Annotated in this window: 25 protein-coding genes and 1 riboswitch; of the genes, 23 read left to right on the forward strand and 2 right to left on the reverse strand. The window is 46.8% G+C overall.

Annotated features, from left to right (window positions below; translation table 11 throughout):
* The 10 genes from BLS69_RS04210 (at window position 1) to sigF (ending at window position 8246) form a co-directional block, all read left to right on the forward strand.
* The gene (locus BLS69_RS04210; RefSeq protein WP_091028859.1) at window positions 1-1221 is read left to right on the forward strand and encodes an endonuclease Q family protein; all 1221 of its coding nucleotides are present in this window, start codon (window positions 1-3) and stop codon (window positions 1219-1221) included.
* Window positions 1222-1575: 354 nt separating this feature from the next.
* Window positions 1576-2205, forward strand: a complete 630-nt coding sequence (gene spoIIM, locus BLS69_RS04215; RefSeq protein ID WP_017687629.1) for a stage II sporulation protein M — start codon at window positions 1576-1578, stop codon at window positions 2203-2205.
* A 107-nt stretch (window positions 2206-2312) separates the two neighbouring features.
* Entirely contained in the window at window positions 2313-2780 is a 468-nt protein-coding gene (locus BLS69_RS04220; RefSeq protein ID WP_036607866.1) for a ferric iron uptake transcriptional regulator, read from the forward strand.
* A 159-nt stretch (window positions 2781-2939) separates the two neighbouring features.
* Entirely contained in the window at window positions 2940-3182 is a 243-nt protein-coding gene (locus tag BLS69_RS04225) for a DUF4227 family protein (protein ID WP_091028861.1), read from the forward strand.
* A gap of 75 nt (window positions 3183-3257) precedes the next feature.
* Window positions 3258-4148, forward strand: coding sequence for a tyrosine recombinase (locus BLS69_RS04230; protein ID WP_091028864.1), 891 nt, complete (start codon window positions 3258-3260; stop codon window positions 4146-4148).
* Between the two features lie 129 nt (window positions 4149-4277).
* Complete coding sequence (locus tag BLS69_RS04235; protein WP_091018093.1) at window positions 4278-5102, forward strand: purine-nucleoside phosphorylase; 825 nt, start codon at window positions 4278-4280, stop codon at window positions 5100-5102.
* 248 nt (window positions 5103-5350) lie between these two features.
* Entirely contained in the window at window positions 5351-6526 is a 1176-nt protein-coding gene (locus BLS69_RS04240) for a D-alanyl-D-alanine carboxypeptidase family protein (protein ID WP_091028867.1), read from the forward strand.
* A gap of 144 nt (window positions 6527-6670) precedes the next feature.
* Window positions 6671-7024: an anti-sigma F factor antagonist gene (gene spoIIAA / locus BLS69_RS04245; RefSeq protein ID WP_017687636.1), complete on the forward strand. Its 354-nt coding sequence runs from the start codon at window positions 6671-6673 to the stop codon at window positions 7022-7024.
* Window positions 7021-7476, forward strand: coding sequence for an anti-sigma F factor (spoIIAB, locus tag BLS69_RS04250; RefSeq protein ID WP_036672324.1), 456 nt, complete (start codon window positions 7021-7023; stop codon window positions 7474-7476). The genes spoIIAA and spoIIAB overlap by 4 nt, the downstream gene beginning before the upstream one ends.
* Window positions 7477-7490: 14 nt before the next feature.
* Entirely contained in the window at window positions 7491-8246 is a 756-nt protein-coding gene (gene sigF / locus BLS69_RS04255; protein ID WP_036607856.1) for an RNA polymerase sporulation sigma factor SigF, read from the forward strand.
* An 87-nt stretch (window positions 8247-8333) separates the two neighbouring features.
* Here sigF and BLS69_RS04260 read toward each other — a convergent pair whose 3' ends face one another.
* A complete protein-coding gene (locus tag BLS69_RS04260) occupies window positions 8334-9263 on the reverse strand; it encodes a DMT family transporter (RefSeq protein WP_091028870.1) in 930 nt (309 codons plus the stop codon).
* Between the two features lie 108 nt (window positions 9264-9371).
* Here BLS69_RS04260 and BLS69_RS04265 point away from each other — a divergent pair, with 108 nt between their 5' ends.
* Window positions 9372-10280: a helix-turn-helix transcriptional regulator gene (locus tag BLS69_RS04265; protein WP_091028873.1), complete on the forward strand. Its 909-nt coding sequence runs from the start codon at window positions 9372-9374 to the stop codon at window positions 10278-10280.
* Between the two features lie 254 nt (window positions 10281-10534).
* Here BLS69_RS04265 and BLS69_RS31830 read toward each other — a convergent pair whose 3' ends face one another.
* Window positions 10535-10738, reverse strand: coding sequence for a hypothetical protein (locus tag BLS69_RS31830; RefSeq protein ID WP_143023553.1), 204 nt, complete (start codon window positions 10736-10738; stop codon window positions 10535-10537).
* Between the two features lie 44 nt (window positions 10739-10782).
* Here BLS69_RS31830 and BLS69_RS04270 point away from each other — a divergent pair, with 44 nt between their 5' ends.
* From BLS69_RS04270 to scpB, 12 genes are all read left to right on the forward strand, one after another.
* Window positions 10783-11439, forward strand: coding sequence for a stage V sporulation protein AA (locus BLS69_RS04270; protein ID WP_091028874.1), 657 nt, complete (start codon window positions 10783-10785; stop codon window positions 11437-11439).
* Window positions 11420-11848 carry a stage V sporulation protein AB gene (locus BLS69_RS04275; protein WP_026080996.1) on the forward strand — a complete coding sequence of 143 codons (429 nt, stop codon included), beginning with the start codon at window positions 11420-11422 and terminating at the stop codon, window positions 11846-11848. Before BLS69_RS04270 ends, BLS69_RS04275 begins: the two co-directional genes overlap by 20 nt.
* A 24-nt stretch (window positions 11849-11872) precedes the next feature.
* Window positions 11873-13540, forward strand: coding sequence for a spore germination protein (locus BLS69_RS04280; protein ID WP_091028877.1), 1668 nt, complete (start codon window positions 11873-11875; stop codon window positions 13538-13540).
* Window positions 13541-13644: 104 nt separating this feature from the next.
* Complete coding sequence (gene lysA, locus BLS69_RS04285) at window positions 13645-14976, forward strand: diaminopimelate decarboxylase (protein WP_017687645.1); 1332 nt, start codon at window positions 13645-13647, stop codon at window positions 14974-14976.
* Between the two features lie 249 nt (window positions 14977-15225).
* Window positions 15226-15657 carry a peptidylprolyl isomerase gene (locus BLS69_RS04290; protein WP_017687646.1) on the forward strand — a complete coding sequence of 144 codons (432 nt, stop codon included), beginning with the start codon at window positions 15226-15228 and terminating at the stop codon, window positions 15655-15657.
* A gap of 107 nt (window positions 15658-15764) precedes the next feature.
* Window positions 15765-17078 carry a hypothetical protein gene (locus BLS69_RS04295; RefSeq protein ID WP_256332222.1) on the forward strand — a complete coding sequence of 438 codons (1314 nt, stop codon included), beginning with the start codon at window positions 15765-15767 and terminating at the stop codon, window positions 17076-17078.
* Window positions 17079-17246: 168 nt separating this feature from the next.
* Window positions 17247-17413, forward strand: a riboswitch (FMN riboswitch).
* Window positions 17414-17736: 323 nt separating this feature from the next.
* Window positions 17737-18840 (forward strand): bifunctional diaminohydroxyphosphoribosylaminopyrimidine deaminase/5-amino-6-(5-phosphoribosylamino)uracil reductase RibD, encoded by a 1104-nt coding sequence (ribD, locus tag BLS69_RS04300; protein ID WP_176872572.1) that lies wholly within the window; start codon window positions 17737-17739, stop codon window positions 18838-18840.
* A gap of 61 nt (window positions 18841-18901) precedes the next feature.
* On the forward strand, window positions 18902-19570 hold the full coding sequence (ribE, locus tag BLS69_RS04305) for a riboflavin synthase (RefSeq protein ID WP_091028882.1): 669 nt from the start codon (window positions 18902-18904) through the stop codon (window positions 19568-19570).
* 32 nt (window positions 19571-19602) lie between these two features.
* Entirely contained in the window at window positions 19603-20835 is a 1233-nt protein-coding gene (locus tag BLS69_RS04310) for a bifunctional 3,4-dihydroxy-2-butanone-4-phosphate synthase/GTP cyclohydrolase II (RefSeq protein ID WP_091028885.1), read from the forward strand.
* A gap of 101 nt (window positions 20836-20936) precedes the next feature.
* The gene (gene ribE, locus BLS69_RS04315; protein ID WP_017687651.1) at window positions 20937-21404 is read left to right on the forward strand and encodes a 6,7-dimethyl-8-ribityllumazine synthase; all 468 of its coding nucleotides are present in this window, start codon (window positions 20937-20939) and stop codon (window positions 21402-21404) included.
* 104 nt (window positions 21405-21508) lie between these two features.
* Window positions 21509-22309 carry a segregation and condensation protein A gene (locus tag BLS69_RS04320; protein ID WP_076328266.1) on the forward strand — a complete coding sequence of 267 codons (801 nt, stop codon included), beginning with the start codon at window positions 21509-21511 and terminating at the stop codon, window positions 22307-22309.
* Window positions 22278-22934 carry an SMC-Scp complex subunit ScpB gene (gene scpB, locus BLS69_RS04325; protein ID WP_091028888.1) on the forward strand — a complete coding sequence of 219 codons (657 nt, stop codon included), beginning with the start codon at window positions 22278-22280 and terminating at the stop codon, window positions 22932-22934. The genes BLS69_RS04320 and scpB overlap by 32 nt, the downstream gene beginning before the upstream one ends.
* The last annotated feature ends 84 nt before the right edge of the window (window positions 22935-23018 follow it).

The following is a 23018-nucleotide window of genomic DNA, read 5'->3' on the forward strand; positions in this document are numbered from 1 at the left end:
ATGCAAGACCAACTGAAAACGTCCACGATGTGGGAGCCCTGTTATACAGACCTGCATATTCACATCGGACGAACCTCTCGGGGGGAGGCCGTGAAAATCAGTGGCAGTCGCGATCTGACATTTGAGAATATCGCTCGGGAAGCATCGGATCGCAAAGGAATTCATTTGCTTGGTGTTATTGATTGTCATTCTCCGGTTGTACAGATAGATATTGAGCAATTGCTGGAGAGTGGTACCATGTCCGAGATTGAGGGCGGCGGTATTGCCTACCAGGACACTACCATTCTGCTGGGTACAGAGATTGAGCTGCGCGAGCCTGGAATGCGTGAGTTTCATATGCTGGCGTACTTCCGTGATCTGAAAACGATGAAGTCTTTCACGGACTGGATGAAACGTTATATGAAAAATGTGAACCTCAGTTCTCAGCGGGTGTACGTGCCCGCTCTAGAGATGCAGGCTGAGATTAAGGCACTTGGTGGGCTTATTGTGCCTGCACATGTATTTACACCGCATAAAGGCATCTATGGCAGTACTGCGCCCCGTATGGGCGATGTATTGGATACCCGTCTTGTGGATGCTGTCGAGTTGGGGTTAAGCTCTGATTCATCCATGGCCAGTTATATTCGGGAGTTGGATCATGTACCGTTTCTCACCAACTCGGATGCTCATTCACTCGGTAAGATTGGACGGGAGTATAACGAACTGCAAGTTGCTGCCCCTTCTTTTGATGAATTCCGTATGGCACTTCAAGGAGAAGCCGGCAGGAAAATTGCGGCCAATTATGGACTGAATCCAAGGCTGGGCAAGTATCACCGTACTTACTGTGCAGCATGTGGCAGCATTATGGATGAGCGAGCGATGTCAGCAGAGCGTTGTCCGCACTGTGGCAGTCTGAAGCTGGTTCAGGGTGTGCTGGACCGCATTCTGGCGATCTCTGATCGGGAGAGTCCTCATGTCCCTGCAAACAGACCGGCCTATCATTATCAGGTACCACTGGAGTTCATCCCCGGACTTGGCAAAGCCAAACTGCGCCAGCTACTGGACCATTTTGGTACAGAAATGAATGTACTTCATCGCACGCGTGAGGAAGAGCTTGCTGCGGTTGTTGGACCTGTGCTAGCAGGCTTAATTGTGGCTGCACGGAACGGACAACTGGAGCTGTCCTCCGGAGGTGGCGGCACGTACGGTAAAGTTGCTGTTCAGGTGAAATCTTCAGATTAGATAAATTGAACTAAACATTTACACAAAACGGAGGGGACAGAAAGAACCTGAAGAAGGCGGAGCTAAAAGCTTTCAGAAAGAAAGCTGCATCGTAAGCATACGCTTCGCCTTTATCCCCGGATTTCCCCTTTAAAAAGGAATGAAAAAAATCTGGGGATAACAGCGATCGAAAGGTTGTTCTGTCATCGGAGTGACCCGTGTAATTACTCCTAGGTTCAACTGATAAAGCTTCACTTCACGTAGAGCCAATCTGGACAAGAAGTCATACAGGTGCGTTCCGGTTCATAAGAATGACTATGAGGATGTAACTGAGAATCCTTGCAGCATGATACCGGAAAGGGGACTCGTACCTGAATGCGCTCTTCCTACTTTACATTTAAAGGTCAGACTTCGTTATATGTATTCGTGGCTGTCTTGTTTCTGGTCGGCGTCATTTTTGGCGCGCTCATGGTGAACGCATTGTCTCTTGAGCAACGTCAGGATCTGGAGGGTTATCTGGGCAATTTCTTCATGACCGTGCAGCACAGCGCACAAGTGACTGAGACCGGGGCATATTGGGACATTGCCATGCTCCATCTGAAATGGGTGGGTCTGATCTTTATTCTGGGTTTATCCGTCGTTGGACTACCCGGTATACTGGTTCTGGATTTTCTAAAAGGTGTGCTCATTGGATTCACAGTGGGGTACCTTGTTGGGCAGTATTCCTGGAAAGGGCTGCTGTTTGCACTGGTGTCCGTGGCACCGCATAATCTATTTGTCATTCCGATCCTTCTGATCTGCAGTGTGGCGGCGATGACGTTCTCGTTATACATCATTCGCAATCGTGTTTTGATGCAGCGAACACCTGGTCGACAAAGGCCTTTTGCTTCATATATAGTGTTAACTTTGGTTATGGCTGCATTGCTGCTCGGCGTGGCGTCTTTTGAAACATGGGTTACACCTGCGATGATGCGTTGGGTCACGCCAATGTTACTACCGGCCTAACGTGCACCGTATAGTGTAAAATGTTGACTTTAATTACGCACTCCCCCTATAATGAAAAGAGTGGGTTAAGTTGCAGTGTGCAGTGATTTCCTAGGGGGAGGGAGAAAATGGAAGCACGGATTGATAAAATTAAGCAGCAACTACAGTCCCAAGGATATAAATTAACGCCCCAGCGGGAAGCCACCTTAAGAGTACTTCTTGAGAATGAAGAAGATCATCTGAGTGCAGAAGACGTATTCATGCTCGTTAAAGAAAAGGCTCCCGAAATCGGTCTGGCAACCGTGTACCGTACCCTCGAACTGCTGAGTGAGCTGCATGTTGTAGAGAAAATCAACTTCGGCGACGGTGTAGCGCGTTATGATCTGCGCGGAGATACATCCAAGCATCACCATCATCACTTAATCTGTGTTCAATGCGGAAGTATGGATGAAATACGTGAAGACTGGCTTGGACCGCTTGAAGAGCGTTTGGAGCGGGAATTCAACTTTTCGGTAGTAGATCACCGACTGGACTTTCATGGAATTTGTTATCGTTGCAAAGCTAAAAATGAACAGAAACCCAAAGATGAAGAATAACATAGCATATCTTCAAGCTCTCACCGGCGGTTTTGACGGGAGAGCTTTTTTGGCACCGGACATGATCTGGAGTTTCCTCCGAATGGCATAAATCTGTGTTTATGGACATACCCTGATTCAAGGACATTACCGGATTCGAATCAGGAGGGGGACACGCCCATGATTATATCAGTGCGGAGAGGGCTCCGTTTTATTCGATTTATTATATTTTTTGCCGCATTAGTTTATCTGTTCTATCATGTTCTGGATCTGTTTAATGGCTGGATCTCACCTGTGGATCAGTATCAGATGCCGACTGGCAATGCAATCAAAGTTTTTCAGGAAACGGATTGGCCGGTTAATGGAGAAGGACGTCCTACGATGGCAGAGCGTCTCCGTTTGTTCTATTGGTACGGGGAGTAGCTTCAAACAGCCAGGGATGCAAATACGGGAGCAGTCTGCCAGAGCGGCAGATCTGTCAGTTGAGGAGCGTTGTACATGAAACAGACGATACATGCCTATGCCTTATACTTGGAAGATGATAAAGGGATGTCGAGCAGCACGCTTGAATCGTATCTCCGAGACGTGGACAAGTTCATTGAATTTGCAGAGAATGAATATGGCATACGCGAAGCCGATCAGGTCAGACGCACACATGTCGTCCTGTTTGCAGGTCAGCTCAAACAGGCAGGACGTGCCAATGCAACCATTGCCCGCAGCATCGTATCTCTGCGCTCCTACTTTCATTTTTTGATGCGGCGGGGTGATATTATACAGGACCCTACGTTTGATGTGGAAGCTCCCAAGGCGGATAAGACGCCACCACAGGTGTTAAGTATCCAGGAGATCGAACAACTGCTGACAGCGCCTGATATTCGTTCACCGCAGGGTGTGAGAGATCGAGCGATGCTTGAACTATTATATGCTACAGGCATTCGGGTCTCTGAACTGATTGCGCTTGACATTCGGGATGTACAGCCAGGCATGCGCTTTATACGATGCGGTGGGGCGGGCAAGGAACGCATCCTTCCCATCGGTGCACCAGCTGCACATTGGGCGAGTGTATATGTGGAGGAATTCCGCAACAAGTTGCTCAAAACCGATTCGGACGAGCAGGCACTATTCGTGAATGTATCTGGCAGACGTTTAACCCGGCAGGGCTTCTGGAAGCTGCTCAAAAAAGCGGCGGTGGACGCGGGAATCTCGGAAGAAATAACGCCGCATACGCTGCGTCATTCCTTTGCGGCACACCTGATTGCCAATGGGGCGGATACACGTGCGGTTCAAGACATGCTGGGTCACGTGGAGCAACCTGGACAACAATATGGCAATCATGGTCGCAAAACCATGAAAGAAATCTATGAAACCCATCATCCGAGGGCAAGATAGATTTTGACGCATGGCATTCACAAATAAATGCGGAACATTGGACCGATTTAGGATAAAATAAATTGAATACATCCAAACGCCGTTATACATAAGACGGATCGTTTCAACTCAAGGAGGAACATACAACGCATGACAGCATTAAACCAACAAATGATTTCGGAAGCAGCATCTTATATTCAAAGCAAAAGCTCCATCAAGCCGGAAGTCGGTTTGATTTTGGGTTCGGGTCTTGGCGTACTGGCAGAACTGATTGAAGATGGCGTAAGTATTGCTTATCAGGATATTCCACATTTTCCGGTGTCCACAGTAGAAGGACATGAAGGTGAACTATTGGTCGGAACCATTAAAGGTCGTCCAGTCGTGATGATGAAAGGCCGTTTCCATATGTACGAAGGATATGGTCCGGAATTGACAGCTTTCCCGGTACGGGTTATGAAAGAACTGGGTGTAAGTAGCTTGCTTGTAACCAATGCTGCAGGCGGTGTGAATACGTCGTATGAAGCTGGAGACTTGATGCTGATCTCTGACCACTTGAATCTCACAGGCAAAAATCCACTGATTGGACCAAATGACGCTGCACTGGGCGTGCGTTTCCCGGATCTGTCCGAAGCATATAGCCGCCGTTTGCGTGCGCTGGCGAAGGATACGGCCGCATCACAAGGTTTTAACGTACGTGAAGGGGTATACGCAGGTATGCTTGGTCCGAATTACGAGACACCGGCAGAGATCAGAATGCTGCGTACATTGGGCGCAGACGCAGTGGGCATGTCCACTGTATCTGAAGTGATCGTGGCACGCCACGCAGGCCTGGAAGTACTCGGTATTTCCTGTATCAGCAACATGGCTGCCGGAATTCTGGACCAGCCACTGTCACATGATGAGGTGATGGAAACGACGGAGCGTGTGCGTGAGTCGTTCCTGGCGCTGGTATTGGCTGTTATTCCACAAATGTAAGCAAGATTTGAGTAGATAAGGTTACCTCTTTGAATGAGAAATCATCGGAGGTAACCTTTTTTTTGTTGTGTTGAACGTACGGTTACTCATTCGTTGAGTGCAGTGCGTTTTTTAGCTTTGACCACATTTTCAATAAAAGTTCGGGAAATCATGCTTTACATGGAATAATTTACTGGAAACGGGCCGACAATGATTAGCAGTACATGCATGGAACATGCAGTAAGCAAGTCATTTGAGGAGGTAACCTTGTGAAGAAAAGAATAATGGCATCGTTCATGACCCTTTGTATCCTGCTGTCCCTTTTGGCATCAACGGCATTAGCTGAAGAAACACCGAAGGCAGCGGGAGGAACTGATCTGGCCCCGTCGGCGCGCTCTGCGATCTTAATGGATGCAGATACGGGGACCGTCATTTATGAGAAAAACAGTCATGATCAGCTGCCTCCTGCGAGCATTACAAAAATTATGACCATGCTGCTTACGATCGAAGCGATCGACTCGGGCAAGCTGAAGCTGACGGACAAAGTAAGAACGAGTGAATATGCAGCTTCCATGGGCGGTTCGCAGATCTTCCTGGAGCCTGGGGAAGAAATGACGGTCGATGATATGTTAAAAGGGATCGCGATGGCTTCAGGCAATGATGCCTCGGTAGCTATGGCTGAGAAGATCGCTGGCTCGGAAGAAGCCTTTGTACAGCTGATGAATGAGCGTGCGAAGGAGCTTGGCATGAAGGATACTCATTTTGCCAACTGTAACGGTCTGCCGGTCGATAATCATTATTCTTCCGCCCATGATATTGCCGTCATGAGCCGTGAACTGTTGAAACATTCCGGGATTACGAAGTACACCGGTGCATATCAGGATTACCTTCGCAAAGATACGGAAAAGCCATTCTGGTTGGTTAACACCAACAAGCTGGTTCGTTTTTATCAAGGGGCAGACGGTTTGAAAACAGGTTACACTTCCGAAGCGAAATTCTGCTTGTCTGCAACGGCGTCCAAAGATGGATTGCGTGTCGTTTCCGTGGTACTTGGTGAACCAAATACCAAAACACGGAACAGTGAGGTATCTTCGATGTTTGACTATGCGTTTAGCCAATATACGATGAAGGCGCTCTACAAGGCAGGGGATCTGCTGGGCAGTCTGAAGATCGAAAAAGGTGAAGTTGCCGAATTGCCTCTAAATGCCACGCAAAATTATAGTGTACTGATGCGCAAAGGAGCCAAATCCAACGACATCCGACATGAATTGTTGGTTGCCAAAGAATTGAAAGCTCCGATCAAGGCTGGGCAAAGTATAGGTAAACTTGTGGTTTACCAGGGCAATGATGTGATTAAGGAGTTCGATATTCAGGCTCCGCAGGATGTGAATAAGGCTGGCTGGTGGAAGCTGTTCAAGCGGACAACGTCCAACCTGTTTGACTAAACGGCGATTTCTGCGAGTTGCACGCATCCTTCGAACATATTTTGTAGTTAAATAGGGGTTTTCTTCTAGTTTTGTCGGGGGGCAGGAAAAGCCTTCGGAAGCGTAGAAATCCTTGTTCTAAGACAGGGAGGAGAGTGAGCAAACGTGAACTTGCATGTGGAAATGGAACACCATCGCGGGATTCTGATTGTACGATTATCCGGGGAGCTGGATCACCATACAGCTGACATGGTACGGATGCAAATGGATGAAGCCATCCAGCGGAGACAAAGCGAGCATCTCGTACTCAGCCTGAAAGATCTGCAATTTATGGACAGTTCGGGTCTGGGTGTCATTTTGGGAAGATACAAGCTCATTAAGAATAAAGGTGGCAAGATGGTGGTCTGTGACGTCAATTCGCCAGTGTACCGATTGCTGGAAATGTCGGGTCTGTTCAAGATTATGCCGATATACGAAAATGAGGGAACTGCTCTCTCAGGTCTGGAGGTCGTCTCATGAATGAAGGAACAGGGACAAATTTCATGAATCTGCAATTCGCGGCCAAGTCAGAGAATGAGTCGTTTGCACGGGTAACCGTTGCTGCGTTTATCTCCCAGCTTGATCCAACGATGGACGAGCTCAGTGACCTGAAGACGGTCATTTCGGAAGCCGTGACCAACAGCATCATCCACGGATACAACAACAACTCCGAAGGTGTTGTGTCTATCCAGGCCGAGATTCGGGAAGACATGATCACAATCATCGTGGAAGACCGCGGTGAAGGAATCGAAGATCTTGAACTCGCCAAGCAGCCGCTATATACGTCCAAACCCGAACTTGAGCGGTCGGGCATGGGCTTCACCATTATGGAAAACTTTATGGATGAATTCGAAGTCAGCAGTGAGCCCGGCAGAGGCACCTCCATCAAGATGAAAAAAAGGATTGAATCCAAGAAAGCATTGTATAATTAGGGGTTGGTGTTCTTATGGATGCTGAAGTGAAACCATCTTCACAGACCTATTTGGACGATGCCGAGGTCAAACGGCTGATTGCGCTCAGTCAGTCGGGTGACCATGTCTCACGGGATACGCTGGTGAACTGCAACATCAGACTCGTCTGGTCCGTCGTACAGCGTTTTATGAACAGGGGATATGATCCGGAAGATCTGTTCCAGATTGGTTGTATCGGTCTGCTCAAGTCAGTGGACAAATTTGATCTCAGTTATGACGTGAAGTTCTCAACCTACGCGGTACCGATGATCATCGGAGAAATCCAGCGATTCCTGCGGGATGACGGTACCCTGAAGGTCAGTCGTTCACTAAAAGAGATGGCGAATAAAGTCCGTAAAAAAAGGGACGAACTGTCTAAACATCTGGATCGTCTGCCAACGATTAAGGAAGTTGCCGCAGAGCTGGGGGTAACCCCAGAGGAAGTCGTATTTGCCCAGGAAGCGAACAAACCACCGACCTCCATCCATGAGACGGTATTCGAGAATGACGGTGATCCCATCACGTTAATGGATCAGATTGCCGACGAGTCTCAGGAACGTTGGTTTGACAAACTGGCCCTGAACGAAGCCATCGGTGGTCTTAGCGAGCGGGAGCGGTTAATCGTTTATCTTCGGTATTACCGGGATCAGACGCAGTCCGAGGTTGCCAGCAGGCTGGGAATATCTCAGGTACAGGTATCACGTCTGGAGAAAAAAATACTGCAATCCATCCGCGACCAGATCGCACAGTGATTTTGTGGAGTGCAACAACAATATTGGCGCTTATGCACCAATATACGACAACTAACAACCTTCTATCGCGCATTATGGCGAGGGAGGTTATTTGTTGTTACTCCGGGGAGATCTCGAACGATTGGACTGCATGACCAGCATCATGCCAAGAATACATGCCATACCAATCCATTGATAGAGGCCAAAAGGTTCATGGAGCCATATAACGGTTGTTCCGACAGCAGCTAGGGGCTCTGCGCTCCCGAGCAGGCTAGTTTCCTTGGGTGTAAGACTTTTGAGACTCGCAATATAAAACCAAAAAGCAATCATGGTTCCAAAAAGGATCGTAAATATCAAATAACCGTAGGTTTCCAGCGTGATGCTAGCAAAATTCATTTTCCAGGGCGGGTGAATAAAACTCATTCCCAAACCAGCGATGATCATAGCCCAGCCGACCACAACAAGTGAATCGAACTTTTTAATCAGTTGCACGGCATACAGCGTATAAAATGCAGCTGAAACCCCGGATAATATGCCCCACATCACTGCGAGCCAGGAGACAGATAACTGCGTGAGTGAGCCGTTCGTCAGTAGGAGAAAACACCCACCGAGAGCCAGAACGGCGCATGCAAGGTCATTGCGTGTAAGGACAGACTGCTTACGGAGTGCGATGTAAATCATGATCATGACAGGGGACAGGTACTGCAGGAGTGTAGCTACCGCTGAATTACCGTGTTTAATGGATGCCATGTACGTATACTGGACGGTAAGCATACCGACCAATCCAAAGATGATCAGCTGTCCAGCCGTTTTTTTATTTCTCCACACATCAAAAATCTGAAATCGTCCATTAGTAAACGATTGAATAACCAGTAATAGTAACCCAGCGATCAACAATCGTACCGTGACATACCAATTGACCTCAATTCCATCCAGTTGAAACAGTTTTTGAGATACCGTACCCCCAATGCCCCAACAGATGGCTCCGGTCAGAACGAGTACGATGCCTGAAATTTTGGATTTTGCAGAAGTTGTCATTCTTGTTCGCCTCACCTTAAATATAAGAATAGTGTTATATTAAGGAGAAATGCGGTACATTAATATCAATATTACACTTAAAAATATAACTATATTGAGATGAGGGCCATGCGGAAAATCGAATTTATCATTGATCAACAATTGAAAGAAATGACGCAACACCGTACCGATACATTATCTATAGCCTGTTATGAGACAACCATTGTTCAAAATGTTCACGGACATATTCCTCTCCACTGGCATGATGAATTGCAGTTTGTTACCGTTCTTCAGGGTACGGCGTTATTCCATATCAACGATCAAAAGGTGATTTTGTCCAAAGGTGAAGGGATTTTTATCAACAGTGGAATAATGCATATGGCCGAAGATCATGGTGTGAGCGAGAACTGCATTTATTTATGTCTGAATTTGTCCCCGCATGTTATCATACCTTCGGATTTGTATATAAAGTACGTACATCCATATGTAACAGCAACTAATTTGCCTTTTCTGTATATCGAAAGAGCTAACGCTTGGGGAGAACAGATCCTGAGTGCCATTGCACAGATTAGAAAGGAGCTAGTGCAACAAGTTCCTTTTTACGAAGTGAATGTTGCTTCTTCGGTGCTGAATATGTGGAAACTACTGATTATGAACGGATATTCCCTGGAACATGATCCATCAGAGATGAGCAGAAACAACCGAATGAAAGACATGTTGCAATGGATTCATTTCAACTATGCCGAGCCGATTAGATTAGAAGATATTGCAAAGGCCGGACAGTTAAGTCGATCGGAGACATGCCGTTATTTCAAGCAAATCCTGAAAACCACACCCATGCAATATGTGATCGAGTACCGCATCCAAAGAAGCATTGAACTATTGCAACTCTCCGAGCGTAGCATCACCGAAATTGCCTATGAGGTTGGTTTTAACAGCACGAGTTATTACATCAACCAATTCCGCAAAACAATGAATTCAACCCCTTTACGATTTAGAAGGGAATTGAACAAAAGAGAAAAAGAAGATAATTGTTGAGTTATTGTTCATGATCCGTGAGCCTATTTACAAATTCCAAAGAGTCGCCCATACGGCGACTTTTTTGATATGTAAAATAATGCTTCACACTCAATTACGCCCCAAATCGGTCAATAGTCACTCCTCCGTTCAAGTCAAAATAAAGCCCGAGATTCATCTTTTAAATCCCCCTGCCTCCTCCCCAGCATATTTATTTCAAACGTTTGGAAACGGGAGGGCTTGCCTAATGATACATAAGCAACGCAGGCGGCAGATTAGACCTGAAGAAGCGAAGCGTTCGTCTTTGTCTCCAAATTTCTAACACATTTGGAGACAACAGTGATCAGAAGGTTGGTCTGCCGTCGGAGTGTCTGCGTGTATCCTCCCCCGAGCAACAGCGACCAATGACCGATCCATCCCGCAGCGCCACCACCCACCTCCCGATCTTTTTCCAACCCGTTTGTAATAAATTTGCACATTCTTCAAATACTAACCTAAATTACGCAGTAAAGGAGTGCTATGGATGTCCCAGACACCCACTCCAATGGTCTATATTCGTCTGCGCAGCCGTATTCGCATCCAGAGGGGCAGAGCAGTCAAGCTTGGAGACATTGCACATGTACTGACCTCTTCTGAAGACCAGGAGGGCAGGCTACTGGAGCTTGAACTGCTGCGCCCTGGACCGGAGGATGGCAATCTGATCCTCATTGATATATTGCAAATTATTCCCCGAATTCGGCACGTCTTGCCGGAGGTAAGTGTGGAACTGATGGGATCAGGTCATACGTTGGTTGAAGTCATTGCGGAAAATGGTCAACCTTCCAAGTCCCTGTTCATTCTGGTTTGGCTGCTGCTGTTTTTTGGATCAGCCTTAACCATTATGAATTTTCATGCCGATGTGAACATGCAGGAAGTACAGATTCGAATTGTGGAGATGCTCACTGGGCATCGGGACGAACATCCCTATCTGTTCCAAGTGGCGTATTCCATTGGCATTGGATTCGGAATGGCAGTATTTTTTAATCATTTGTTCAAGAAAAAGTGGAATGAGGAACCTACCCCGCTGGAAGTGGAGATGTTCCTATACCAGCAAAATGTAGATAAATATGTGGTGATTGAAGAAAGCGAACGGATGCACGAGCAGGAACGCAGGGAGATGAATGCGGATGAGCGTTCTTAATGGAGCAATCAGCATTGTATTGGGTATTGCAGGGGGAATTGCCGTAGGGAGCGGCGTAATTGCGCTCATTCTGGTGCTCGATATGATTCCCAGGTTGGCCCAACTTACGCAATCGTATGACAAGACTCACTGGTACGAAGGGGCGCTGATCGGTGGTTCACTGCTCGGGACGGTGGCGGATTTCTGGCACTGGAAAATGCATGGGGTGCTGCTACTCAGTCCAATCGTTGGTTTGTTCTGTGGGGTGTTCATCGGTCTGCTGGCCGCAGCGCTCACTGAGGTGCTTAATGTACTGCCCGTACTAGCCAAACGATTGGGCATGAAACCTTATTTGTTTGGATTACTGCTCGCCATGATTTTGGGCAAAATGACAGGTTCCCTGTTTGATTTTTTCATATATCAGCGGTAACTCGTGGCCATAGGAGGATGGAAGATGGATGAACAAACAGAGCACACAGGCCAGGAAAATAGTGAAGGTATAACGGAAGAGATGTTACACAAGTCTGCTTATGAGATTCAGAAGGAAGAAGAGGAGAAAGCGTACAGTAAGAAAAAACAAAATGAGATGTCCGACAGCATTGAGGAATCCGTGCAATATTGGCAGGAAAACGATGATATCTCCCCACGCATGAGTGAGAATAGATATACACTGCAACAGGTACTGGGGCTCGGAGAATCGTTTGACGTGAATATGAGAGAAATGGTCCTGGGTGGCAAGCACGTTGGATTGCTGATGATCACCGGCTTCGCCAAGGATGAGATTTTGCTTGAAGTGTTGAAAAGACTCACCTATCTCACGCCGGATGACGTGTCCGGACATGCACTCAAATCTTATTTTGAATGTTACATTCCCCATATTCAGGTGGAAAAAGTCGAGAAGATGAGTGCGGTCATCAACAAGGTTCTTACCGGTATGAGTGCAATGTTCGTTGAAGGGGACCGCTCGGTCTTAATTATGGATACCCGGAGTTATCCGGTACGTTCACCCGAAGAACCTTCATTGGAAAGGGTAGTCCGGGGTTCCAGAGACGGCTTTACCGAAACACTCCTAACCAATGTAACCTTGGTGCGCCGTAGAATTCGCGACCCAGGACTGAAATTTGAGATCATGCAGGTGGGGCGGAGAACACAAACCGATGTCTGCGTGGTGTACATTGACGATATTGTGGATAAAGTGCAGGTGGATTCCGTTCGTGAAAAAATTCAGCGAGTGGATATTGATGGTATTCCCTCCGCCGATAAACAGCTGGAAGAAGCGATTATCAACAAGGGTTGGAATCCGTTTCCACTCGTCCGGTATTCCGAACGACCGGATGTTACAGCTTCCCATTTGCTGGAAGGACGTGTTGTCATTTTCGTAGACACTTCCCCCAGTGTGATGATTCTGCCTACGACTTTCTTCGATCTGTGTGAGCATGCGGAGGAGAACAGACAGACAGCATTGATGGGGACGTATTTACGATGGGTGCGTTTTGCAGGGATTCTCATATCGTTGTTTTTGCTACCGCTATGGCTTCTCATGGTTATTGACCCTTCGATTAAACCGATGGGACTTGACTTCATCGGTCCGCAGGAAAATGTAAAGCTACCGCTGATTCTACAGTTTCTATTGATCGAACTTGGCGTCGATTTATTACGGATGGCAGCGGTCCATACGCCTACACCATTGGCATCGGCAATGGGCTTAATCGCGGCAATTCTAGTCGGGGATATCGCCGTCAAAACAGGATATTTTGTCAATGAGGTTGTACTTTATATGGCGATCGCAGCCATCGGCATGTTTGCCACGCCGAGTTACGAGCTTGGACTTGCCAACAGGCTGGTCAGGTTGGTTCTGTTAATCGCTGTTGCGATATTCAAGGTTCCGGGATTGGTGGTGGGCAGTACATTGCTCATATTGGCGCTCACCATTCACCGGTCGTACAATTCTTCGTATCTCTGGCCTTTTATACCGTTTAATGCAAAGGCCCTGGGCAACTTTTTATTCCGGCTTCCGTTGCTGGAAAATAAAAAACGTCCATCATTCAACAAAACCCGTGACAACACCAAAATGTCTGATGATCCAGACGGTGAACTGCGAAAAAGTAAAAAACACAAATGATCTTCCGAAAAATCCATTCATCTCGCTGCCTAATTTGATATACTGGTGTAAAATCATTGGAATAGCAACTGTTCCAGTATATAAAAAAGTGAGGAATGCAGATTATGTATTTACATGGTACAAGTAAAATAAACGCGCAAGGGCATCTGGAGATTGGCGGAGTTGATGCAACAGATCTGAAAGAACAATTTGGAACTCCCCTGTACGTTGTGGACGAGCAATTGGTTCGCGAGCGTTGCAGAGAGTATATGGAAGCATTCCGTGCTTCCGGATTGGGCTTCCAGGTTGCATACGCAAGTAAAGCATTCTGTGTAATGGCGATGTGTGCCCTTGCAGCTGAAGAAGGACTTTCCCTGGATGTTGTATCTGACGGTGAACTGTTTACTGCACTGCAAGCAGGATTCCCGGCTGAGCGCATTCACTTCCACGGTAACAACAAAACGCTGGAAGAGATCGAAATGGCTCTTGATGCGGAGATCGGATGCTTTGTTGTTGATAACTTCAATGAACTACATCTGTTGCAGGCTGTAGCAGCGGACAAAAATCGTAAAGTAAACATTTTGCTTCGTGTGACGCCTGGTGTTGAGGCCCATACGCATGAATATATTTCCACAGGTCAAACGGATTCCAAATTTGGATTCGATATCGGCAATGGTACAGCATTTGAAGCGATTGACTTGGCTTCCAAGCAGTCTAACCTGGTATTGCTCGGTGTGCATTCCCACATCGGTTCCCAGATCTTCGAAGTTGAAGGCTTCCAGATGGCTGTTCAACGTGTTGCTGAATTTGCAGCAAGTGTATATGAGCGTCTTAATGTTGCTTTCAAAGTGGTTAACCTTGGTGGTGGATTCGGAATCCGTTATATCGATGGAGATACACCGCTTGAAGTTGCGCAATACGTGAAGGCTATTACAGACGCAGTTAAAAATCATTTTGCTCAAATCGGCTATGCCGTACCTGAGATCTGGGTTGAGCCAGGGCGCAGTATCGTGGGTGAAGCGGGAACAACGCTGTATACTGTTGGAACAAGCAAAGACATCCCAGGCGTGCGTAAATACGTTGCCGTTGATGGTGGTATGACCGATAACCCACGTCCTGCTTTGTATGAATCCAAGTACGAAGCTGTGCTTGCCAACCGTGCAAATGAGGCTGCTCAGGAAACGGTATCTGTTGCGGGTAAATGCTGCGAGAGTGGCGATATGTTGATCTGGGATCTGGACCTGCCAAAAGTGGAGAGCGGCGATCTGCTCGCTGTAGCTTGTACAGGTGCATATAACTACTCCATGGCGAGCAACTACAACCGTATTCGTCGTCCGGCTGTTGTGTTTGTCAAAGACGGTCAAGGAGATGTCGTAGTACGCCGTGAGACGTATCAAGATATCATCCAGAATGACCTGGTACCAGCGCGCATTGGCAAACAGCCAGTAACTCGCTAATTCGTCAAAAAATAATGCGTTTCTGCATTATTCAGGATATAGGGATTTTAAATTTGAAGCAGATGAAAAGGGAACTTCCATTTTCGTCTGCTTTTTGTATATTCGGACTAAATTATGAAAAAAAGTTTCCGTTTTTTTTGCGATCCAGTCATTTTCGGTGTACACTAAGAAAAGTGCTGTAATGCTTGACCCAGGGTCATGCGTTCTGGCACCATTAACGATGGTCAATACGAAAGGAGTCATTTACATATGGCGAAACAAGCGAAAATTAAATTGGCAAACGGCGGAGAAGTTCTGATCGATCTGTTTGATCAAGAAGCTCCAAACACTGTAGCAAACTTTGAGAAACTGGCTAACTCCGGTTTCTACAATGGTCTTACATTCCACCGCGTTATCCCGGGCTTTGTAGCTCAAGGCGGATGCCCTAACGGTAGCGGTGCAGGTGGCCCAGGTTACACAATCAATTGTGAAATTAACCCGAACAAACATGAGCGCGGAACACTTGCTATGGCACATGCTGGCCGTAACACAGGTGGAAGCCAGTTCTACATCTGCTACCAACCGCAACCACATCTGGATGGACAACATACTGTATTTGGTAAAGTAACTAAAGGTATGGAGTTCGTGGACGCTTTAGAAGGTAAAGACAAAATGGAAACTGTTGAAGTTGTAGAAGCTTAATACCTTCACCTTAACTGGATCCAAACATGAAGTGCTTCTTTTATAGAAGCACTTTTTTTGTTTTTTTACATACTTGAAATCGATGATTAGAAAGGATGAATAAAACCTTGGATACGGTTACTCAGCTAAGCTTGTTAAAACAAATTTATAGTGAGCGCACGTTGTGGGATGAAGAACTGCAGGCATCGCGCCATGTCGTTCCGGATAGTCTATCGGTAAAGGATCGAGAAGCGCTTGAGGCAGCGGGGCATGAACCGAATCGATTTGTACGTCCTCAACATGATGAAACGATTACTGAGCTGAAAAAAGTTGCGAATCAATGGACACTGAATGATGCAGCGCAGGCTTTTGTATCCTCTTTGTGGTCAGCACCCATGATCTGGCGCTCGTTGCTTACGGGCAAGCTTATTGCGAGCAGTATGCCAAGTCATGAACATACGCCATATCCATCTTCGAACACTTGCAAGATCTGCGGGTTAAGTGTAGATCAAGCAACCGACACGACGCTGCAATGGTATTGGCGGATGACCAATGGAACCCCGTTGGACGGTGATCCTTTTGGATATGTGCTGGCACTTCGAGAGTTGGCTGCAGCACAGGAGCTTCCAATACCCAATGATTACGACCGTTGGACATTCCGTGCGGTGTTAACGGTGCTGCGCGAATTACCTCCCAAAACACGCTACAGCAAGGCAGCAGTAGCGCTCAAGAAGGAACGTCTTTTGCCTACACAGAAGGAATATGCTTACCGTGATTTGCTTGAGACGTTAGCTCTGATTGGCATATTGGATACGCCGGAACATCCTGGAATGATCACGGAATTCACCACTTACATGCAACGTGACGCACGCCCCAATGTTCGGGTTGAGGTACAGGCGCCTCTGGCATGGTGGGACTCATCTGTAGGAATCAATGAGAACAACCTGAACAAGATATTTCATGATTTTGATCTGAATAATATATCTCTTGCGGATAAGCCTGATGAGAGTCCAGTTGTAAAGGACACGATCTTAGGAGCATTGGAGAAGAAGAGAAGTGTTCGCGGAAAAGTACCAAAGGCATCTCCTGATGCAGGTACCGGGGAGGTACAGTCTGGAGATGTGTATGCTGTTCGGGTCCGGGAAGGTGTATGGGTGACAGTATACTGTCATGAAGTCAGAGACAAGCGTGTCATCGTTGAATATTTGGATGGTGTCTTTCCAGAGATGCCGGGAAAAGCAGATTTGCATGGAACGTTTCGACCGAGAGCGAATGGACGCTGGAAATGCTCGGCTATTGCGATTGATTCCACAAGTTGGGTCAGAAGGGTGGCAAGAGAGTTCCCGCTTCCGACTTCGCCCCTGCAAGAACCTGATCGCACTCCATTCCATAATGCCAAAGAATTAAAGCATATGGCGAGCTGGTGTTTTCCTGATATGTAGAATGCTGCGATGGATGTGAAATGTGCCTCCAAACAAAAACCGTACCTCCTTGAGAGGAAGCGGTTTTTTGTTGTTTCTTAGCTTATTAAAAGTTAGTATGTGACAAAAAGGAACAAAAAACAATTGATTTTTTGGCATTAAAGTGCTAACATCCAAGTAATAACGAAAGCAATCCTTCAGGGCAGGGTGCAATTCCCTACCGGCGGTGATGCAGGAAGTGTAAGGACACATGTCCAGCACTTGATGCAAAGTCCGTGACCTGTCTGCCTGTGGCAGATGGCTGATCTGGTGTAATTCCAGAACCGACAGTATAGTCTGGATGGGAGAAGGAGAGGTGCAGACCTAACAGGTTTGCATTCAGCAGGAGTATTGCTGTACAGTCTAGATTGGTAATGTCTTGCACTGTGCAGGGAAAATCCGGTTACGCCGGACAGTTCCATACATATGCCACACTATAAAAGCTCTTTACCTGTAATTGATGTTCATTAAGGTATGTGTCTATTTTCACTTGCCCGAAATGAAGTTTTGGGCAAAGTGTTGGCGTGCTGTATCCATTTCACTCCTGCTGGTGACATTTGTCTCTCATCATCCCCATCGAACTGATTGTTCGACGGGGATTTTTTAATAAAAAAGACTTTAAACCGCGGGGTGAACGGATTTGGAAATGATCAATGATGAATTTTATATGGCACTAGCATTGGATATGGCGGAACGAGCACAAGGACAGACGGGGATTAATCCGGTCGTTGGATGTGTAGTTGTGAAAGAGGGTCGTATTGTAGGTCTGGGGAGCCATCTGAAACGTGGAACCGGTCATGCGGAGGTGCATGCCCTTAACATGGCAGGCAGCGATGCAGAAGGAAGTACGGTATACGTTACACTTGAGCCCTGTAGTCATTATGGCAAGACGCCACCTTGTAGTGAACGCCTGATTCATGAAAAGGTAAAACGTGTTGTCGTATGTTGTGAAGATCCAAATCCGCAAGTATCCGGCAGAGGCATCAGCATGCTTCGTCAACAAGGCATTGAAGTTGAAGTTGGCGTACTGCGTGAGCGTGGAAGACGCATGAATGAAAAATTCATTAAATTTATAACAACGGGTCTACCTTTTGTGACACTGAAAACGGCTACTACTTTGGATGGCAAAATTGCTACTCGCAGCGGAGACAGCAAGTGGATCTCCAACGAGCCCGCTCGTGAGATTGTGCATGCCCTTCGTCATCGTCACCAGGGAATTATGGTTGGCGTCGACACAGTGATTGCCGATAATCCGGAACTTACAACCCGTTTACAAGTGGAAGGCATTAGTCCGGTGCGCATTGTGGTGGATTCCAAGTTGCGTCTTCCCGTAGGTGCCAAAATGGTTAAGGATGGTCTTGCTCCAACATGGGTTCTCACCACAGACGAAGCCAGTCCTGAAGCTGCTGAACGTTTGGAAGCTTACGGTGTTGAGATTATACGCTGTGGTCCTGGACCACGTGTGGATCTGTTAAGCGGACTTAGCAAGTTGGGTGAGCGTGAGATTGGTTCGATTTTGCTTGAAGGTGGGGGCACTCTGAATGGAGCCATGCTGGAGGCACGGTTGGTCGATCGACTGCTCATGTTTATCGCTCCGAAGATTGTAGGCGGTTATGATACACCTGGAAGCTTCCGCTTCGAAGGTGTGGAACGTATGAATCAGGCGATTCAATTGAATCAGTTGGAGATCGAAAAAGTTGGAGATAATATCAGCATTGGCGGTATTCCGGTGTGGCCTGAATAAATAAATGAATTTTAAAGAAACAAGTTAGACTCTTTATAAATTGAACAAGGGAGGCGGCAGCATGTTTACCGGTTTGGTGGAAGAAGTCGGTCAGATCCGGCGTATTGGTCGGAAAGGCGAAGCGATGGTCCTGAATATCGGAGCTTCCGCCATCATGGACGATCTGAAAATTGGTGATAGTGTAGCAGTGAACGGCGTGTGCTTAACTGCGACAACGCTCGAAGGTGGAGGTTTTACCGCCGATGTAATGCCTGAAACCTATCGCCATACCAATCTCAGTCAGCTGCAATCTGGCAGTAAAGTTAATCTGGAGCGGGCCATGCAATCCGGCGGGCGTTTTGGCGGACACATCGTTCAGGGCCATGTCGATGGTACCGGAGTGATTGGCAGTATAACACGTGATCAGAATGCGATTGTGTTTGAGATCAAACCTGATGATCACCAGTTGTTCAAATATCTGATTCCCAAAGGATCGGTTACACTGGATGGCATTAGCTTGACCGTTGTCCATACATCGGATACCGCATTCACGGTTTCCATAATCCCGCATACCATTGGTGAAACTGTACTAAATGTGAAAAAGACAGGGGATACCATTAATATCGAATGCGATATTTTGGGCAAATATGTGGATCATCTGCTCCAGTATGGGAGAGGACATCGAGAGACGGGTGCTGGCAAGCCGCACAGTATCAGTGAAGATTTTCTCGCCAATCACGGATTTGTATAAATAGAGAACAGAAATTAACTGGAGGTGGACCCATGTCAGAACAATCCATTTTGGATACGATAGAAGAAGCTATATATGATCTCATGCGTGGTAAACCCGTCATTGTTGTGGATGATGAAGATCGGGAGAATGAAGGCGATTTTATCGCTTTGGCCGAAAAGGCGACACCTGAAGTCATTAATTTCATGATTACTGAAGGTAGAGGTCTGGTCTGTGTTCCGATTACACAACAACGTGCGGACGAACTGAATCTGAAACCGATGGTTCAACAAAATACGGATTTCCATGGAACAGCCTTCACCGTCTCTGTGGACCACAAAGATACGACAACAGGTATCTCGGCACATGAACGCTCTATTACCGTGAAAGGTCTGATCGATCCTGAAGCGAAAGCTGGGGACTTCCGTAAGCCTGGTCACATGTTCCCGCTGATTGCAAAAGATGGCGGTGTACTTCGTCGTGCTGGGCATACAGAAGCGGCCGTAGATTTGGCCATTATGTGTGGTTCATATCCCGCAGGCGTGATCTGTGAAGTGATTAAGGAAGATGGCACAATGGCCAGACTTCCGGATCTGCAGGAGATTGCCCGCAAACATGATCTGAAGCTGATCAGTATTCAGGACATGATTCGTTACCGTAACGAAAAAGAGCAGCTGGTCCAACGTGAAGTGGCTGTACGTATGCCAACGGACTTTGGCGAGTTTCAAGCGGTGGCTTATACAAACGCTGTGGACAACAAGGAGCATGTGGCTTTGGTCAAAGGTGAAATAGATGGTTCCAAACCCGTACTTGTACGTGTGCACTCTGAATGTTTGACTGGTGATGTATTCCATTCCCATCGTTGTGACTGTGGTCCTCAGTTTGATGCGGCACTCAAACAGATTAACGAGGAAGGCAACGGCGTACTGCTCTATATGAGACAGGAAGGCCGGGGCATTGGGCTAATCAACAAACTCAAAGCCTATAAGCTGCAAGAGGAAGGTCTGGATACGGTGGATGCAAACCTGAAGCTGGGATTTGCTGCCGACTTGCGTGATTACGGGATTGGCGCTCAAATTCTGAAAGACCTTGGGGTTCGTCAGATCAGACTGCTTACTAACAATCCTCGTAAAATTAAAGGCCTTGAAGGATATGGACTTGAAGTTGTAGAGCGTGTTGCGATCCAGATGGAAGAGAACGAGGACAATACAGTGTATCTTCATACAAAGCAAGCAAAGCTGGGGCATATGCTCAAGTTTGATGATATCGAACAAAACGAACAGTAAATATATTTTATATGAATAACGTTCACCATGTAATTTATGGAAGAGATTAATTAGGATTTCCGTTACTTACATTACATTATACCGTTAGGGAGATGACTTGAATGCCACAATTTTTTGAAGGACATTTAGTATCAGAAGGATCCAGATATGGAGTTGTTGTTGGACGTTTCAACGAATTTATCACCAGTAAATTGCTTAGCGCAGCGCTTGATGCATTCAAACGTCACGGCGTGCAGGATGATGAAGTGGATGTAGCCTGGGTTCCAGGTGCGTTCGAAATCCCTCTGATTGCGCAGAAAATGGCGGAGAGCGGCAAGTATGATGCGGTGATTACCTTGGGAACTGTCATTCGTGGATCCACTACGCATTACGATTATGTGTGCAACGAGATGGCTAAAGGGGTAGCAGCAATTAACCTGAAAACTGGCGTGCCTACAATCTTTGGATTGGTTACGACAGAAAATATTGAACAAGCGATTGAACGTGCCGGAACCAAGGCGGGCAACAAAGGTTGGGATGCAGCTACGGCGGCAATTGAGATGGCAAACTTGACGAAACAGCTAAAATAGTGCTTATTTAATAGTAGTGCCCTGCTTTGCGCAGACGAACACGGGAAACCGGATTCGGACGGCTTAGCAGGGTTTTGTATTTTTCTGGCGGGAGGATTCGTCTAGTGACGGTAGTTACATACAAACTGGAGACTTTTGAAGGGCCTTTGGATCTGCTGCTTCATCTGATTGATAAGGCTGAAATTCATATCCAGGATATTCCCATCAGCGATATTACCGATCAATACATGGCGTATCTGCATTCGATGCAGGAACTGGAACTGGATATTACGAGTGAATTTCTGGTCATGGCAGCAACATTGCTGTCGATCAAGAGCAAACTTTTATTGCCCAAACCACCGGTCATTGAGGACTTCGAGGATTATGATTTTATGGAAGAAGAAGATTATGATCCACGTGCAGAGCTGATTGCACGTCTGATAGAATATCGCAAGTACAAGGGAATTGCGCGTCATCTTCATGAACGGGAGTGGGAACGTAGCCTTATATTTTCCAAAGAGCCCGAGGATCTGCGCCCCTATATGCCCGTAGAAGCCCAATCGAACCCGGTTGAGGGTTTACACACCTCTGACCTGATTGCAGCCTTTCAGAAGGCGCTACGTAAGGCTGAGAAGCGCACAACTGTAACCCGAATCAAACGGGATGAGATTTCGGTTAAGGACCGGATACGGGATGTCATCGGCGCTTTGGAAAGTATGGGGCCGGGAGGCAGACTGTTATTCTCCAAGTTGATGGACGAGCATATCTATCGCCATGAGATTGTTGTCACTTTTCTGGCGGTGCTGGAACTGATGAAGATGAAGCAGATTGTCTGTTATCAGGAACGGATGTTTGAGGATATCGTTATGGAGTGGAGAGGGGAAACAAAGAATCATGGATTTTCCGAAATTGAAATCGATTATTGAAGGCCTGCTGTTTTTGTCCGGAGAAGAAGGTCTGAGTATCAAACAAATCGCCGAGATCGTCGACCAGCGAGTGGAACTTGTAACGGACGCGATTGAGGAGATGATTCATGAATTTTCACAGCAGGGACGAGGTGTACAGATTCTCAAGATCGCTGGTGTAGTGCAGTTGGGCACCTTGCCTGACCACGCTGTATATTTCGAGAAACTGGCATACTCTCCCGCACGAACGTCCTTATCCCAAGCGGCTCTGGAGACGCTGGCCATTGTGGCGTATCGTCAGCCGATTACACGGGTAGAGATTGAGGAAATCCGTGGTGTAAAATCGGAGCGGGCCATTCATACGCTTGTGAATAAGGATTTGATTATTGAAGTGGGACGAGCCGAGGCGATCGGACGACCAATTCTGTACGGAACGACCAAGTCATTTCTGGATTATTTCGGACTGGCTTCAATTAAAGACCTTCCGGAACCAGGCTTGTTCGAAGATTCGGAAAACCTGGAGGAAGAGACACAACTGTTATTCAACAAACTGGATCTGCAACAACTGGAACCGGAAAGTGCTGATCCGGCGGATGTTCTAAGTCATATCGACAGCGAAGATGATAGTACGGATTCTTCACTCTAATTTGCAAGCTCATACTAACCGACACCCATCAGTGGAGTCGGTTTTTTTGTGCATTGTTTTAGAAAAATGGTGAATAGAACAGTT

The organism is Paenibacillus sp. CF095, assembly GCF_900101225.1.
Taxonomy (GTDB): domain Bacteria; phylum Bacillota; class Bacilli; order Paenibacillales; family Paenibacillaceae; genus Paenibacillus.

Excerpts from the sequence above, each read along its gene's own strand:
- BLS69_RS04210 (WP_091028859.1), top strand. The coding sequence starts at position 1 with ATGCAAGACCAACTGAAAACGTCCACGATGTGGGAGCCCTGTTATACA.
- spoIIM (WP_017687629.1), top strand. The coding sequence starts at position 1,576 with ATGCGCTCTTCCTACTTTACATTTAAAGGTCAGACTTCGTTATATGTA.
- BLS69_RS04220 (WP_036607866.1), top strand. The coding sequence starts at position 2,313 with ATGGAAGCACGGATTGATAAAATTAAGCAGCAACTACAGTCCCAAGGA.
- BLS69_RS04225 (WP_091028861.1), top strand. The coding sequence starts at position 2,940 with ATGATTATATCAGTGCGGAGAGGGCTCCGTTTTATTCGATTTATTATA.
- BLS69_RS04230 (WP_091028864.1), top strand. The coding sequence starts at position 3,258 with ATGAAACAGACGATACATGCCTATGCCTTATACTTGGAAGATGATAAA.
- BLS69_RS04235 (WP_091018093.1), top strand. The coding sequence starts at position 4,278 with ATGACAGCATTAAACCAACAAATGATTTCGGAAGCAGCATCTTATATT.
- spoIIAB (WP_036672324.1), top strand. The coding sequence starts at position 7,021 with ATGAATGAAGGAACAGGGACAAATTTCATGAATCTGCAATTCGCGGCC.
- sigF (WP_036607856.1), top strand. The coding sequence starts at position 7,491 with ATGGATGCTGAAGTGAAACCATCTTCACAGACCTATTTGGACGATGCC.
- BLS69_RS04260 (WP_091028870.1), bottom strand. The coding sequence starts at position 9,263 with ATGACAACTTCTGCAAAATCCAAAATTTCAGGCATCGTACTCGTTCTG.
- BLS69_RS04265 (WP_091028873.1), top strand. The coding sequence starts at position 9,372 with ATGCGGAAAATCGAATTTATCATTGATCAACAATTGAAAGAAATGACG.
- BLS69_RS31830 (WP_143023553.1), bottom strand. The coding sequence starts at position 10,738 with ATGTGCAAATTTATTACAAACGGGTTGGAAAAAGATCGGGAGGTGGGT.
- BLS69_RS04270 (WP_091028874.1), top strand. The coding sequence starts at position 10,783 with ATGTCCCAGACACCCACTCCAATGGTCTATATTCGTCTGCGCAGCCGT.
- BLS69_RS04275 (WP_026080996.1), top strand. The coding sequence starts at position 11,420 with ATGCGGATGAGCGTTCTTAATGGAGCAATCAGCATTGTATTGGGTATT.
- BLS69_RS04280 (WP_091028877.1), top strand. The coding sequence starts at position 11,873 with ATGGATGAACAAACAGAGCACACAGGCCAGGAAAATAGTGAAGGTATA.
- lysA (WP_017687645.1), top strand. The coding sequence starts at position 13,645 with ATGTATTTACATGGTACAAGTAAAATAAACGCGCAAGGGCATCTGGAG.
- BLS69_RS04290 (WP_017687646.1), top strand. The coding sequence starts at position 15,226 with ATGGCGAAACAAGCGAAAATTAAATTGGCAAACGGCGGAGAAGTTCTG.
- ribE (WP_091028882.1), top strand. The coding sequence starts at position 18,902 with ATGTTTACCGGTTTGGTGGAAGAAGTCGGTCAGATCCGGCGTATTGGT.
- BLS69_RS04310 (WP_091028885.1), top strand. The coding sequence starts at position 19,603 with ATGTCAGAACAATCCATTTTGGATACGATAGAAGAAGCTATATATGAT.
- ribE (WP_017687651.1), top strand. The coding sequence starts at position 20,937 with ATGCCACAATTTTTTGAAGGACATTTAGTATCAGAAGGATCCAGATAT.
- scpB (WP_091028888.1), top strand. The coding sequence starts at position 22,278 with ATGGATTTTCCGAAATTGAAATCGATTATTGAAGGCCTGCTGTTTTTG.